Raw genomic sequence first — 14585 nt, forward strand, 5'->3', positions numbered from 1 at the left:
AGGCAACACGCCTGGCGCCTGAGGTATTGAGCATGAACATGCAATGGTGTGTGGTCTTCGGTGTACTGGTGCTCGCCGGCTGTCAGACAACCCACGAGCAATTACTGCAGCAAGGCTACCCGCCAGCCTTTGCAGATGGCTACCAGGATGGTTGTGGCAGCGGGCGTGAAGCGGCCGGTTCGATCACCGGAACCTTCACCAAGAATGTGCCGCGTTACTTGTCTGAGAAACTCTATAGCAGTGGTTGGGATGACGGTTTCCGTCAATGCCAGGCCGCCCTGGCCAGCCGCGAACAGCAAGACCTTCACGACAAGGTGTTGAACGATCGTGACCGAGACTGGCAGCGGGATGTGAACAACGGTAAGGCGCGGGCGTTTCACTCGAACTGAACATGGCCTGGCACGCAAAGGAAACTCTAGGGCGAGGATGATTGCCTACAGTAAGGACGCATAAGGAGGGTTACCATGAGCCGCGCATTCGTCAATGAAGATAACGCCGCCGCCCAGGCCAGCCAACCGGTTGAGCGCTCGATCAGCTTGCACCCAAACTACGTTACTGAATCCGGCATGGTGCAACTGCGCGCCAGGGCGGACGAGCTTAGAGCACTGCACTTGGAGCAAAGCGCCTTGGGTGACCGGGCGGACCATCAAGCCTTGGCAGACCTGGAGCGGGACATGCGCTATTACCATCAGCGCCTGTCTACGGCCAAGGTCGTGCCGCCGGTTCGAGAAACCGAAAAGGTCCAGATCGGCAGTTGGGTCAGTTATGCCGATGAGCGAGACGTACACCGGCAAGTCTGCCTGGTCGGTGAAGACCAGGCCGACGTAGGCGTAGGGTTGGTGAACTGGGCCTCTCCCCTTGGGCGTGCGCTGATGGGTGCACGGGTGGGGGACGAAGTGCTATGGCATCGGCCTGCGGGAGACCACACCCTTGAAGTGCTGGCCATTTCGGCCACGCCGGATTAGCCATCTGTGTTGATCGCGTGCTTTGCCGGAAAGTTGGCAAAGCACACGAACAGGGCCGGAATCACGCCAGCTTGCGGTACTTCACTCGGTGTGGCTGTGCAGCCGCTTCTCCCAGGCGCTTCTTGCGATCAGCTTCGTATTCGGTGTAGTTGCCTTCAAAGAACACGATGGATTCGTCTTCGTACGCCAGGATATGGGTCGCCACACGGTCCAGGAACCACCGATCGTGAGAGATCACAATGGCAGCGCCAGGGAAGTCCAATAAGGCTTCTTCCAGCGAGCGCAGGGTTTCCACGTCCAGGTCGTTCGATGGTTCGTCGAGCAGCAGCACGTTGCCGCCTTCCTTCAGGGTCAAGGCCAAGTGCAGGCGGCCACGCTCACCTCCGGACAGGTCTCGGACAAACTTCTGCTGGTCTCCCCCTTTGAAGTTGAAGCGGCCCACATACGTACGCGAAGGCACCTCATAGGTGCCGATACGGATCTGGTCCGAACCATCGGAAATCTGCTGGAACACGGTTTTGCTGCCGTCCAGGTCCTCACGGCTCTGGTCTACACAGGCCAGCTGCACGGTATCACCGATGTCGATCACACCTGAATCCGGCTGCTCCTTGCCCATGATCATGCGGAACAACGTGGACTTACCTGCGCCGTTGCCCCCGATTACGCCCACGATGGCGCCCTTGGGCATGGCAAACGACAGGTTGTCGATGAGTACACGGTCGCCATAGCTTTTGGTGACGTTATTGAATTCGATCACCTTGTCGCCCAGGCGTGGGCCCACCGGGATATAGATTTCGTTGGTTTCGCTGCGCTTCTGGAATTCCTGGGACTGCAATTCTTCAAATCGCTGCAGGCGAGCCTTGGACTTGGACTGACGTGCCTTGGCGCCCTTGCGCACCCATTCCAGCTCTTCCTTGAGTGCCTTCTCATGGGCAGACTGCTGCTTGGATTCCTGCGCCAGGCGCTCGGATTTTGCTTCCAGCCAGCCGGAGTAGTTGCCCTCGTAGGGAATGCCATGGCCGCGGTCCAGTTCCAGAATCCAGCCAGCCACGTTGTCCAGGAAGTAGCGGTCGTGGGTAATAGCGACCACGGTGCCTTGGAAATCGTGGAGGAAGCGCTCCAACCAGGCCACCGAATCGGCGTCCAGGTGGTTGGTGGGTTCGTCGAGCAATAGCATGTCTGGCGCGGACAGCAACAAGCGGCACAGGGCAACACGACGCTTTTCACCACCGGACAGGTGTTCGATGCGGGCATCCCATGGCGGCAGGCGCAGGGCATCGGCGGCCACTTCCAGCTGGCGCTCCAGGTTATGCCCATCGGACGCTTGCAGGATGGCTTCCAGTTTGGCCTGTTCGGCAGCCAGCTTGTCGAAATCTGCGTCAGGTTCTGCATAGGCGGCATACACTTCATCAAGGCGTGCCTGGGCATCCTTGATAACAGACACCGCCTCTTCCACCACTTCTCTCACATTCTTGGTGGGGTCGAGTTCCGGCTCCTGAGGCAGGTAACCGATGTTGAGGTCCGGCATGGGGCGCGCCTCACCATCGAACTCTTTATCTACACCGGCCATGATGCGCAACAAGGTGGATTTACCCGAACCGTTCAAGCCCAGCACGCCGATTTTGGCACCTGGGAAAAACGACAGGGAGATATTCTTGAGGATTTCCCGCTTCGGCGGAACAACCTTGCTCAGCCGATGCATGGTGAAAACGTATTGGGCCATGGTAAACCTGACTTATAACGAGGGTGGCGCGCAGAGATGAAAGCGCACGATGGAAAGCAGTCAAAATTACCGGAATGCGTGATAGAGGGCAAACTTGCAAGCCGCGGTGATATCACTTTGATATAATCTTCCTCAGCTCGCCTGCCGACGCTGGTGTGCCCTGCTATCATGTCTTTGGCGCCGCCTAAGCACGCAGGCGCAGTGTTAGGCTGTATGCGAAATGTTTTGACGCGAAGGTCAGGCAAGGCGAAAACAGCTGAGAAAGCGGACTGGGCCCGCACTCGGGTTTACTGACTGTAAATGAGCATTCCGAAGCTGTTTTCAACGCAGCATCACCGAGTGGCAGGACTTTTCGTATATGGCCTAACGTTGGTCGTGGCGTAACCTGGCAGGATTCCAGTTTGAGCAACCTCAATCAGTCATCGCCTTTGCGCCAGCCTCCCCTGCTCACAGGCAGCGTGTTTTCAAGCCCCCTCAAGGGGGTGCTGGCTGTTCTCATACTCTTGCTGTCGGGGTTGCTTGCCTGGCAGGTGATTGGCGAATACCGCCATAGCCAGGAAGCACTGCGTAACACTGCGTTGACCCAGAGCGTTAACCTGGCCGACCAGCTTAACCTCAACATGGCGCTGTTCGCCGAAAGCATGCTCAACGAACGGTTGCTGGAGGCTGCTGGTGCAAAGCCTGCGGCCCGCTCCGACTCGCCTGCCGGGCTAATTGCAGTGGTTCAACTCGATGCCCACGGGCAGCTCTTGCCTGGCCAGGCAACAGGGCCGCTTCCAAGCATCAGGCTCGATCGCTTGCTTGAGAAGGTCGCCGCCGCAGGTTACTGGTACAGCAACAGCCCAGAAGGCAAAGAAGCCCTGTTGCTGCTACGCAACCCTGTCAGCCAAGGCTACTGGGTACTGCGCTTCGAGCCTGCGCTTTATTCAGCGCTGGCAACGCAAATGGCCCCAAAAGGCCCAATGCAATGGCTGATCGAAACCAGCGCCGGGCAGGTCATTCATCGGAGTGAGAGCACGCCTGAAACCCCCGAAGGTGCATCACCCCTATCGGCTTATGAGCAGGAGATGGCATTGGCCAACTACCCGCTGGCCAACAGCGACTGGCAGTTTCATAGCGTGTTCGATGGCCGTCAGGCTCGCCTGCCTCTGCTTCCAGGCCTGTTCAGCAAGTTTTCGGTCGGGCTGGCCTGTGCGCTTCTCCCGTTGCTCGTATTGCGCGGAATACGGCGTAGGCAACGGGACGTACAGGCGCAACGCCGGCGCTATCAGGACATTTTCGAAGGGGCCGGCGTGGGGCTATGTGTCTTCGATCTGCGTCACCTGCGCCATCTGCTCGCCCAGAACGGTCTCCATCAGGTCGAAGACCTCTTGCCGTGGCTGCAAGCGCACCCAGCCCAGCACGGCCTATTGCGTGATGCCATGTACTTGACCGAGGCAAACCAGGTGGCACTGAACCTGCTAGGCCTTCAGGACACAGCAGGTGTGTGGGAGCTACTGATTGCCCAAGGCGCCTTGGAACACCAAGGGCTGCCCTACGAGCTGCTTGCTGCACTGCTCTCACCTGCCATGGTGGAACTGGAGTTCTCGCTCCAGCATAAGGACGGCAAGGCCTGCCATGTGTGGGCACAGGTTCGCATTCCTGAGGATGGAAGTGTCGATGAGGTGATTCTCAGCCTCAATGACGTTACTCAGCGCAAGCAGGCCCAGGTGTCGTTGGTGGAGCGCGAGCGTTTCTGGTCGGACGTTGTGCGCGCAGTGCCCGACCACTTGTACGTGGCAGATGTGCTTGCTCGAAAAACCCTCTACAGCAACCATCATTTGGGAACAACGCTGGGCTATAGCCCCAGCGAACTTCACGACATGGGCGAGCAGTTCTGGGAAGGGCTCATGCACCCAGTGGACGCAGAGCAGTACCGCGGGCTGCGACAATACCAGCGCGACACGCGTTATGTGGGCCAGTTGCACTGCCAGCTACGGTTTCAGCACCGAGATGGCACTTGGCGTTGCTTCGACATTCGTGAGCAAACCCTGGCAGAAGATGCCAATGGGCAGGTGACGCGCATCATCGGGGTGGCCAAGGATGTCACCGAACAGATCGAGGCCAGCCAATCCCTGCGCGAAAGTGAGCAGCGTTATCGCATGCTTGCCGAAAGCATCAGCGACGTGATTTTTTCGACTGACAGCCGCCTTGCGCTCAACTATGTAAGCCCATCCATTAGCCGGATGCTGGGCTATGACGTTCAGGCGGTCATGGACAGCGGCTGGCAGGCCATCGTAGCGACACCCACCCAGCTCACAGGCCTGGAAACACTGCTGGGCCGGGTAGCCTCCGCCCTTGGCAACCCTGGGCTGCTGGCCGAGCTGCGAGCCCAGGTACAAAGCCAGACGTTTATTCTGGACTGCTTGCGCGCCGACGGTCGCAAGGTACCCATCGAATTGCGCCTTGTGCTGATCTGGGACGAGCATGACAACTTCGAAGGTGTGCTAGGTGTAGGCCGCGACATGAGCCAGCAACGACGGGCCGACAAGGACCTTCGCATGGCTGCCACGGTATTCCAGCACTCCACCTCGGCCATTCTTATCACAGACCCAGCAGGCTATATCGTTCAGGTCAACGAAGCCTTCGCGCGCGTTACCGGATACCAGCCTGCAGAGGTGCTTGACCAGTTGCCGGGCCTGCTGACGGTCACCGATCAACAGGAAGCGCACCTGGGGTATGTGGTCAAGCAACTGCGCCTTAACGGCAGTTGGGAAGGAGAAATCCGCCTGCAGCGGCGCAACCGGGAGCATTACCCAGCCTGGGTGGGTATCACGGCAGTGCTCGACGAAGAAGGCGACCTTGCCAGCTACGTGTGCTTTTTCAGCGACATCAGTGAACGCAAGGCCAGCGAACAGCGCATCCACCGGCTGGCCTACTACGACGCCCTGACCCACCTGCCCAACCGCACCCTGTTCCAGGATCGGCTGTTTACCGCCCTGCAGCAGGCGGAGCGGCAAAAAGCCTGGGTCGTGCTGATGTTCCTGGACCTTGACCGGTTCAAGCCCATCAACGACTCCCTGGGCCACGCCGCTGGCGACCGCATGCTCAAGGATATGGCTATGCGCCTGCTGGCCTGTGTCAACGAGGACGACACGGTCGCCCGCATGGGCGGGGATGAGTTTACCCTGCTGTTGCAATCGCGCGGCACACGCGAAGCGGCGTTGACCCAAGCCATTCATGTGGCCGAGGAAATACTGGGCAGCCTGCATGCGCCCTTCGTGCTGGAAAACCGCGAGTTTTTTGTCACAGCCAGCATCGGCATTGCGCTTAGCCCTCAGGATGGCAACGAGCTGAGCCAGTTGATGAAAAACGCAGACACGGCCATGTATCACGCTAAAGAGCGCGGAAAAAACAACTTCCAGTTTTACCAGGCCGATATGAATGCCAGTGCGCTAGAGCGGCTGGAGCTGGAGAGCGACCTTCGCCATGCCCTGGAACAGGAAGAATTCGTGCTGTATTACCAGCCGCAGTTTAGCGGCGACGGCAAACGCTTGACCGGTGCCGAGGCCCTGTTGCGCTGGCGCCACCCACGGCGTGGCCTGGTCCCCCCGCAAGACTTCATACCCGTGCTCGAAGAGCTGGGCCTGGTAGTGGAGGTAGGCGACTGGGTACTGGCTGAAGCCTGTCGCCAGCTCAAGGCCTGGCACCAGGCACGGGTACGTGTGCCGAAGGTGTCGGTTAACATATCCGTGCGGCAGTTCTCCGATGGGCAACTGGGCAAGCGTATTGCCAGCATTCTTCAGGAAACCGGCGTATCTCCAGCGTGCCTGGAGCTGGAGCTGACTGAAAGCATTCTAATGCGCGACGTGAACGAAGCCCTGCAGATCCTCGATGGTTTGAAACGGCTGGGCCTGAGCATTGCAGTAGATGACTTCGGCACAGGCTACTCATCGCTCAATTACCTTAAGCAGTTCCCCATTGACGTGCTGAAGATAGACCGCACGTTCGTAGACGGCTTGCCCGAGGGCGAACAGGATGGCCAGATCGCCCGTGCAATCATTGCCATGGCGCACAGCTTGAACCTTTCTGTAATCGCTGAGGGTGTGGAAACCCACGAACAGCTGGACTTCCTCCGCGAACATGGGTGCGATGAAGTGCAGGGTTATCTCTTTGGTCGGCCAATGCCGGCTAATCGGTTCGAAGCGCAATTCAGCAACGATGCGTTGTTCATGTTTGAGTGATTACTGACCGTCAGCGAGATGGGATTACAAGCCTGGCGCCCTTAAGATCCCGCCCTTCTTGTAGCTGGCTTGCTCAATAACGCCCGAAATCAATGCACCCGCGAGGTTGAAGGCTCCTCCTACCATATTTTCAGCAGGCCTGGGCGACCCTCCTCGAAACCAGCCTAAACTCGAACTCGCGAACGCATAGGTTATACCTGTGGCGCTTTGGTTTGTGGCCATAGTTAACGTAGCATACTGCTGAAATTTCTCAAAAGGCAGATCCCCAGCCCCGTTGGACATCTGATTCCTGTTCACCATCTTAACGGCCCTTGAAAAATAACTTCCTTGCGGCTCACGAAGCAATTTATCGAGTTTGATCCGCCGCGCAACCTTGGTCGCATCAACGATTGCTATGCCTGGTACGAGGGAGTGTTTGGCAACGTCCTTGGCTTCTAAAGTAAAAGATAGAATAGATTTAAAAAATTGTTTTAAATGACCACTTCTATCGTGGTGATTTATAGGTTCAGCACTACAATAACCATAGCAATTTATTCCCCCTAACCCGAAAGGGCTGAGCGCATCTGGGCTGCCAAAACGTAGTATTCCAGGAGCGTAAAGCCGATAGCCGTTGCCTAATAAATAACCAAGGGCTGAGGGTTCATGAGGAGCCCCTGTAAAACCAGATTGCGCAGCAATGCCTGATGCGTGACCAAAAGGCGTATAAGAGCTTCTTTCCTTACGATGTACCAGAACAGTATTCAGCCTGTCTGTACTTATTAGGGCAGAAGACTTTAGGTTAAGCGCTGGCCGTATGCTAGGCGACATATTGATCTCTCTACAAAATCCTACTGGCGCTGTAGTAGAGAATCATTTAACGCTTGTATGCAACTGGCAAAAAGATAGGCTGCGCCTGCCACCGGTCCGTGCAGCTTGCGCATGACGAGCGCTCATATGCTTGTCAGGCTGCAATCTTGTAGAATGTGCGCTCTCTCTCTGCCGATCCACGAGGACCGCCATGTTCAGCCGTGATTTGACCCTTGCCACGTTCGACGCCGATCTCTTTGCCGCCATGGAGCAAGAAGCCCTGCGTCAGGAAGAGCACATCGAGCTGATCGCCTCCGAGAACTACACCAGCCCTGCGGTGATGGAAGCCCAGGGTTCGGTATTGACCAACAAGTACGCTGAGGGCTACCCAGGCAAGCGCTACTATGGCGGTTGCGAGTACGTGGACGTGGTAGAGCAGCTGGCTATCGACCGCGCCAAGGAGCTGTTTGGTGCCGACTACGCCAACGTTCAGCCCCATGCTGGCTCCCAGGCCAACTCAGCGGTTTACCTGGCGCTGCTGCAGGCCGGCGACACTATTCTGGGCATGAGCCTGGCACACGGCGGTCACCTGACCCATGGCGCTTCCGTGTCGGCCTCCGGCAAGCTGTACAACGCCGTGCAGTATGGCATCGATGCCAATGGGCTGATCGACTACGACGAGGTGGAACGCCTGGCGGTCGAGCACAAGCCCAAGATGATCGTGGCGGGTTTCTCTGCGTATTCCCAGTTGCTGGATTTCCCGCGCTTCCGCGAAATCGCTGACAAGGTTGGGGCCTACCTGTTCGTGGACATGGCCCACGTGGCAGGCCTGGTTGCTGCCGGTGTGTACCCTAACCCGGTTCCCTTTGCAGACGTGGTAACCACCACCACTCACAAAACCCTGCGCGGGCCACGTGGCGGCCTGATCCTGGCGCGCAGCAACCCAGACATCGAGAAGAAGCTCAACTCTGCCGTATTCCCGGGCGCTCAAGGCGGGCCATTGGAGCACGTGATCGCCGCCAAGGCCGTCTGCTTCAAAGAAGCGCTGCAACCTGAATTCAAAGCCTACCAACAGCAGGTGGTCAAGAATGCCCAGGCCATGGCCGAAGTGTTTATCGAGCGTGGCTTCGATGTGGTCTCCGGCGGTACGCAAAACCACTTGTTCCTGTTGTCGCTGATCAAGCAGGACATCTCTGGCAAGGATGCAGACGCAGCCCTTGGCCGTGCGTTCATTACCGTGAACAAGAACTCGGTACCTAACGACCCACGCTCCCCGTTCGTGACCTCAGGCCTGCGCTTTGGTACGCCAGCGGTGACCACCCGTGGTTTCAAGGAAACCGAATGCCGCGAGCTGGCAGGCTGGATCTGCGACATCCTGGCCGACCTGGGCAACGAAGCCGTGATCGACGCTGTGCGCGAGAAGGTCAAGGCCATTTGCGCCAAGTTGCCGGTATACGGCAACTGATACATTCAGCCAGCAAAAAACCGGCCCAGTGCCGGTTTTTTTGTGCCCGGTACGCGGAACGGGTTCCGTCTGCGACGTGCAGTGGCAGCAATAGTAGGGTGTGCATGCAAGCCTAGGCTGGGCTTTCACATTGACCAGGAGGTCACCATGCCGTCAGACAAATCACTTTCATTTACCGCTACGCTGTCCTGCGGGAACGAACCGGTCATCGTCTTGGGAGAATGGACACGCGGGCCTGTGATCGCAGGTCCGTTTACATCTGGTTCATCTCGACCCAAGCTTTTCGACGCCGCCTCTGCATTGGGCACAGTCGATGACACGCCAGGCGCACTAGATCATGAGCGCGATCTGGGGCTTGTTACGTTCGACGTGATCCCAGGCGTCACCCCTGTTCTGCTGTATTTCCGCCATTCCAACGGTGCCTACCGGCTTTATGTACGAAGCGGTCGACACTTTGGCGACGGCCTGTTCAGCTCGCCACAAGGGGTGTTGATCAGTGCCAACATAGGCCGAGTCGATCCGCCACTTTGGCGCCTTGGCGATGCTGCCACCGGCGCAGCGGTCACCTTGCCGAACCTCACAGAGGCCATGGAGATAACGCTCGAATCAGCTGATTCACGTACAGCGGTTTCGCTGCAAGGCATTGCGCCGGGTGCCGGCTACCTGGCTCAACACCCTTCCACCCTGCTAACCACGTTCACAGTGAATATCGTCGAGCGTGAAGTCGATTGGCTCAACGCCTGAACCTAAAAACAGACGGATAACAATGCAGGGGCTCACTGGCCAGGCTTGACTGGCTGGCTACCCCGCTTCCTACTGGAGGATGCAGGCATGGCCTACCCCTACCCCTTACTGTTCACCGCTGAGATTCATGCCGGACAGGGCGCATTGCATACGCTGGAGATACTTGGAAAGGCCAGCGAAACCGGTGGTGCCAATCACTACCTAGCCGTTGACCCTACTACCTACCTCAATGAGCCGCTGACCCTGACGTTCACACCGGCAGACGGGTTTTACTATCTTCACGTTGCTTGTGGGCCGCTCAAAGACCAAGTGGCTTATGTGGACGACGGCTACCTTTGCCTTGGTAACACTACGCCCACCCCATTTGCCTTGCACGGCCCGGATGGCGAGCCGCTACCCGCTAGCGAAGTGCCGCCAGAGTATCTGGAGATCAGCCTGTGCCTTGCTGAAGGACCTACCATCGCGGCCTATCCTGGGCGCAGAGACAGCCCGCTGCTTATCGGCCCCGGCGCACCTGACCCCTTGCTGATAAGCCTGGCACTACTTACCGCCCATTGACCTCAAGCCAGCAGTGGCGTGCTACGGCCTGGCTATGGCAGGGCCAAGGCCGCCGCTGCGCATCCTTCAACTCAAAGGAGGTGCACTATGCCAACCCATCGACAACAGTCATTCCTGGCCACACTGTGGCGCGATCACTACCCTGTTCACACCCTCGATGCACTGGAGGGCAAGCCAGTTTGGGTACATAGAATCGGTACAGCCCTTCCGCCTGGTAGCAGCCTTGCCAGCACAGTGCGAAATGACTCTGCCATGCTGGGTTGCCATCCGGGGGTGACGGGGGCAGCCATGGTGTTTTACTTCCGCCATAAGCCAGGCGGTTATCGGTTATATGCTCGTGAACCAGGCAGGCATTTCGGAAAAGGGGTCTACTTGGACAAGAGCGGTTATCTGGGCCTTCAGCCCACTCACCGGTACGACCCCACCCCGTTTGGCTTGTATTCGCTAACAGGTGCGCCCCTCAGCCTACAAGAGCTGGAGGGCGATACCCATACGCTAACCTTGGCCTGCAAGGGTGCACCCATTGCACTCGCACGGCGTGCCAACAACCGCTATCACTACCTGGCTACCACTAACTCGCCGACGCAACCCTGGCGCCTGCGGATACTGGAGCGGCAGGTGCCTTGGGTCAGCACACCTGATGAAACCTGATCGCTGCCAACTATCCTAAAGCTGCTCGAAGGCCGTTCGAATAGCGTCTTCAGGCAGGTCATCGGCAATGAACACTAGGGTGCTTTCGCGAGCCTCGTTTGCTGACCACTCGGTATCCCAGTCAAAGCCATACAGCTTGAGCACCCCCTGGAATACCAGCTTGCGCGGCTCGCCTTCAATATTGAGCACGCCCTTGTAGCGCAACAGCTGGCGGCCATGGTCTTCCAGCAGTTGGTTCATGAAAGCGCTTAGTCGGTCGATGTCTAGAGGTGTTGACGTACGCAGCACCAGGCTACGAATCCGGTCAGTGCCCGCGCCAATCAGCATAGGTCGCGCCCCAAGCCCTACCCCAAGCTCGGCATTAAGGTTGAAACCGCGAATGTCCAGCAACTCGGACAGGTCGATTTCACCGTGATCCACCACACGGACAGGAGCACGGTGGTTGATGCGAGCCAGCCTCTGGCTCAATGCCTCGAACGCTTCAGGCGTGACCAGGTCGGTTTTGCTGACCAGCAAGCGGTCCGCAAAACCAACCTGAGCCTGGGCGATCGTCTGCTTGAGATGTTCAGCAGCATGCGCGGCGTCCACCAGGGTCACGATACCGTCCAGCACGTACCGATCACGCAGCGCTTCTTCAATAAAGAAGGTTTGTGCCACAGGTGCGGGGTCTGCCAGGCCCGTGCACTCGATCACCAGCCGATCAAAGGCAATCTCGCCGGCATCGAGGCGCTCAAGCAGCAGAAACAGGGCATTGGTCAAATCCGTATGGATGCTGCAGCAGACGCACCCGTTGGCCAGGGTTACGACCTGTACAGGTTCGCTGCCCAACAGTTGCGTATCGATACTGGTGTCGCTGAATTCGTTTTCGATGACGGCGAGCTTCAAGCCATGCTCTGCCTGTAGCAAATAGCGAAGCAACGTTGTTTTGCCAGCACCGAGAAAACCGCTCAGCACTGTCACAGCAATAGGCGTGGGCACGAGGGCCTCCCCAAGTGATGCAGTAAGTAGGCAGAGGGCAGGTTTACCGCCCCCTGTCGAGGAACGACTTTAGCAACAGCGGGGCGAACCCTTGCCACCACCGTAGCGTGCCTCTTGCCGCTCGCGAAAGAAGGCTTCGTAATCCATTACGGGCTGCTCCGGATGGGTCTTGCGCATGTGCTCCACGTAGTTGTCATAGTCAGGCATGCCTACCATCAAGCGCGCTGCTTGCCCCAGGTACTTACCCAACCGGCTCAGGTCGTTGAACATCGATCAGTTCCTCAAGCGTCCGGGAGCGCCTGGAAAGGCGCCTCTTTGTCTGTACGGTCGCGCCTGCCCAAGGCCGCATAACCCACCTTGACCGCAAACACCAGCACGGCTAGCACTACGAACAGGAACAGCACTGTCAAGGTGGCGTTGGTATAGGCGTTAAAGATCACATGCTGCATCTGGTTGATGTCTTTAGCCGGTGCGATCACCTGGCCCGCCGCCAGCGCGTCGCTGTATTTCTTAGCCAACGCCAGGAAGCCGACTGCCGGGTTGGCATCGAACAGCTTGATAAAGCCTGCCGTTGTGGTGCAGATCAGCAACCACGCTGCAGGCAGCAGCGTGACCCAGATGTATTGCTGGCGTTTCATCTTGATGAGCACTACGGTGCCCAGCATGAGCGCGATACCGGCCAGCATCTGGTTGGAGATGCCGAACAGCGGCCATAGGGTATTGATACCACCCAACGGATCAATGACACCTTGATACAACAGGTAGCCCCACAGCGCGACACACCCCCCTGTGCCGATCAGGTTGGCGCCCCACGATTCAGTGCGCTTGAGGGAGGGAACAAAACTGCCCAGCAGGTCCTGCAGCATGAACCGCCCTGCCCGGGTGCCTGCATCCACAGCCGTAAGAATAAACAACGCTTCAAACAGGATCGCAAAGTGGTACCAGAAGGCCATTGCGTTCTGGCCTGGCATCAACCCATGAAGAATTTGCGCAATGCCCACCGCTAGGGTAGGCGCCCCGCCCGCACGGGCCAGAATGGTGTTCTCGCCGATATCGTGGGCCACCGCTTGAAGGGCATCCGGGGTAATTGCAAAGCCCCAATGGCTCACGGCGGCAGCAACCGCCGTGACATCGCCACCGACGACCGCTGCCGGGCTGTTCATGGCGAAATACACGCCAGGTTCGATCACAGAGGCCGCTACCATGGCCATGACCGCTACGAAAGACTCCATCAACATGGCGCCATAACCGATGTAACGGGCGTTGACTTCGTTATCCAGCAGTTTGGGCGTGGTTCCGGACGCAATGAGCGAGTGGAACCCTGATACTGCGCCACAGGCAATGGTAATGAACAGGAACGGAAATAAGGTGCCCTTCCATACGGGGCCTGTGCCGTCGGTGAACTGAGTAAGCGCAGGCATACGAAGCTCGGGCATGGTGACCAGAATGCCGATAGCCAAGGCGATGATGGTGCCGATCTTTAGGAAGGTGGACAGGTAGTCACGGGGCGCAAGAATCAACCATACCGGCATCACTGCTGCAACAAAGCCATAGCCGATCAGCATCCAGGTGATCTGTACACCGGTAAACGTGAAGGCTTTTGCCCAGGCCGGGTCCGCCGCCACCTGCCCTCCCGCCCAGATCGATGCCAGCAGCAGCGCTACGCCGATCAATGAGATTTCACCAATGCGACCGGGGCGTATGAAACGCATGTATAGCCCCATGAACATGGCGATTGGAATGGTCGCCATAACCGTGAACACGCCCCAGGGGCTTTCGGCCAGTGCCTTGACCACGATCAGGGCCAGCACCGCCAAAATGATGATCATGATCAGGAAGCAGCCGAACAGCGCGATGGTACCGGGAATACGGCCCATTTCCTCACGCACCATGTCGCCCAGAGAGCGGCCGTTACGGCGCGTGGACAGGAACAACACCATGAAATCCTGAACAGCGCCTGCCAGCACTACGCCAGCAATCAGCCACAGCGTGCCTGGCAGGTAGCCCATCTGCGCGGCCAGCACGGGGCCCACCAACGGGCCTGCACCCGCGATGGCTGCAAAGTGGTGCCCGAACAGAATATGTTTGTTGGTGGGGACGTAATCCAGCCCGTCATTATTCAGTACGGCAGGCGTGGCCCGCCGAGGGTCCAGCTGCATCACCTTCTCGGCAATGAACAGGCTGTAATAGCGATACGCGACGAGGTAGATGGCAACGGATGCCACCACGATCCATAGCGCGTTGACACTTTCACCCCGACGCAGGGCCACAACGCCGAGCGCCCATGCCCCGATCACTGCCAGCGCAAGCCAGGGAAGATGGCGGGCTAGGCTATTATTGTTTTTCATGTTTTGTATTCCAGCAAATGGGAACGGATAAATCCGGCTCAAGTCTAGCTACACTTGCCACACAGCACACCCCCTTACGAGGTGGGACGCGCAATCCCTGTGTATCTGACTAAGGGTTTGGCAAGGTTGTCGCAAAAAAGGCAC

At 58.0% G+C, this 14585-nt stretch carries 12 protein-coding genes; 7 read left to right on the plus strand and 5 right to left on the minus strand.

Annotation, left to right across the window (positions count from 1 at the left end):
- The first annotated feature begins 32 nt into the window (after window positions 1–32).
- Both HBH25_RS11770 and HBH25_RS11775 read left to right on the plus strand, forming a co-directional pair.
- Window positions 33–389 (plus strand): hypothetical protein, encoded by a 357-nt coding sequence (locus tag HBH25_RS11770; RefSeq protein WP_168084090.1) that lies wholly within the window; start codon window positions 33–35, stop codon window positions 387–389.
- Between the two features lie 75 nt (window positions 390–464).
- A complete protein-coding gene (locus HBH25_RS11775) occupies window positions 465–965 on the plus strand; it encodes a GreA/GreB family elongation factor (RefSeq protein WP_168084091.1) in 501 nt (166 codons plus the stop codon).
- 61 nt (window positions 966–1026) lie between these two features.
- Here the strand turns inward: HBH25_RS11775 and ettA are convergent, their stop codons facing one another.
- Window positions 1027–2688, minus strand: a complete 1662-nt coding sequence (gene ettA / locus HBH25_RS11780) for an energy-dependent translational throttle protein EttA (protein WP_168084092.1) — start codon at window positions 2686–2688, stop codon at window positions 1027–1029.
- Between the two features lie 401 nt (window positions 2689–3089).
- Between ettA and HBH25_RS11785 the strand changes: the two genes are divergently transcribed.
- Window positions 3090–6911 carry an EAL domain-containing protein gene (locus tag HBH25_RS11785; RefSeq protein WP_168084093.1) on the plus strand — a complete coding sequence of 1274 codons (3822 nt, stop codon included), beginning with the start codon at window positions 3090–3092 and terminating at the stop codon, window positions 6909–6911.
- Between the two features lie 24 nt (window positions 6912–6935).
- On the opposite strand, the gene HBH25_RS11790 is transcribed toward HBH25_RS11785, so the two are convergent.
- The gene (locus tag HBH25_RS11790; RefSeq protein ID WP_168084094.1) at window positions 6936–7718 is read right to left on the minus strand and encodes an RHS repeat-associated core domain-containing protein; all 783 of its coding nucleotides are present in this window, start codon (window positions 7716–7718) and stop codon (window positions 6936–6938) included.
- A 190-nt stretch (window positions 7719–7908) separates the two neighbouring features.
- On the opposite strand from HBH25_RS11790, the gene glyA reads away from it, so the two are divergent.
- From glyA to HBH25_RS11810, 4 genes are all read left to right on the plus strand, one after another.
- A complete protein-coding gene (gene glyA / locus HBH25_RS11795; protein ID WP_168084095.1) occupies window positions 7909–9162 on the plus strand; it encodes a serine hydroxymethyltransferase in 1254 nt (417 codons plus the stop codon).
- Window positions 9163–9309: 147 nt separating this feature from the next.
- Entirely contained in the window at window positions 9310–9906 is a 597-nt protein-coding gene (locus tag HBH25_RS11800; protein ID WP_168084096.1) for a hypothetical protein, read from the plus strand.
- 87 nt (window positions 9907–9993) lie between these two features.
- Complete coding sequence (locus tag HBH25_RS11805) at window positions 9994–10464, plus strand: hypothetical protein (protein ID WP_168084097.1); 471 nt, start codon at window positions 9994–9996, stop codon at window positions 10462–10464.
- 87 nt (window positions 10465–10551) lie between these two features.
- Window positions 10552–11115 (plus strand): hypothetical protein, encoded by a 564-nt coding sequence (locus HBH25_RS11810; protein ID WP_168084098.1) that lies wholly within the window; start codon window positions 10552–10554, stop codon window positions 11113–11115.
- A 15-nt stretch (window positions 11116–11130) separates the two neighbouring features.
- Here HBH25_RS11810 and yjiA read toward each other — a convergent pair whose 3' ends face one another.
- The 3 genes from yjiA to HBH25_RS11825 form a co-directional block, all read right to left on the minus strand.
- The gene (yjiA, locus tag HBH25_RS11815) at window positions 11131–12093 is read right to left on the minus strand and encodes a GTPase (protein WP_168084099.1); all 963 of its coding nucleotides are present in this window, start codon (window positions 12091–12093) and stop codon (window positions 11131–11133) included.
- A 69-nt stretch (window positions 12094–12162) separates the two neighbouring features.
- Window positions 12163–12363: a YbdD/YjiX family protein gene (locus HBH25_RS11820; RefSeq protein ID WP_168084100.1), complete on the minus strand. Its 201-nt coding sequence runs from the start codon at window positions 12361–12363 to the stop codon at window positions 12163–12165.
- 11 nt (window positions 12364–12374) lie between these two features.
- Window positions 12375–14441: a carbon starvation CstA family protein gene (locus tag HBH25_RS11825; protein ID WP_168084101.1), complete on the minus strand. Its 2067-nt coding sequence runs from the start codon at window positions 14439–14441 to the stop codon at window positions 12375–12377.
- Window positions 14442–14585 lie beyond the last annotated feature (144 nt).

It is taken from the genome of Pseudomonas quercus (genome assembly GCF_012033695.1).
GTDB classification, from domain to species: Bacteria; Pseudomonadota; Gammaproteobacteria; order Pseudomonadales; family Pseudomonadaceae; genus Aquipseudomonas; species Aquipseudomonas quercus.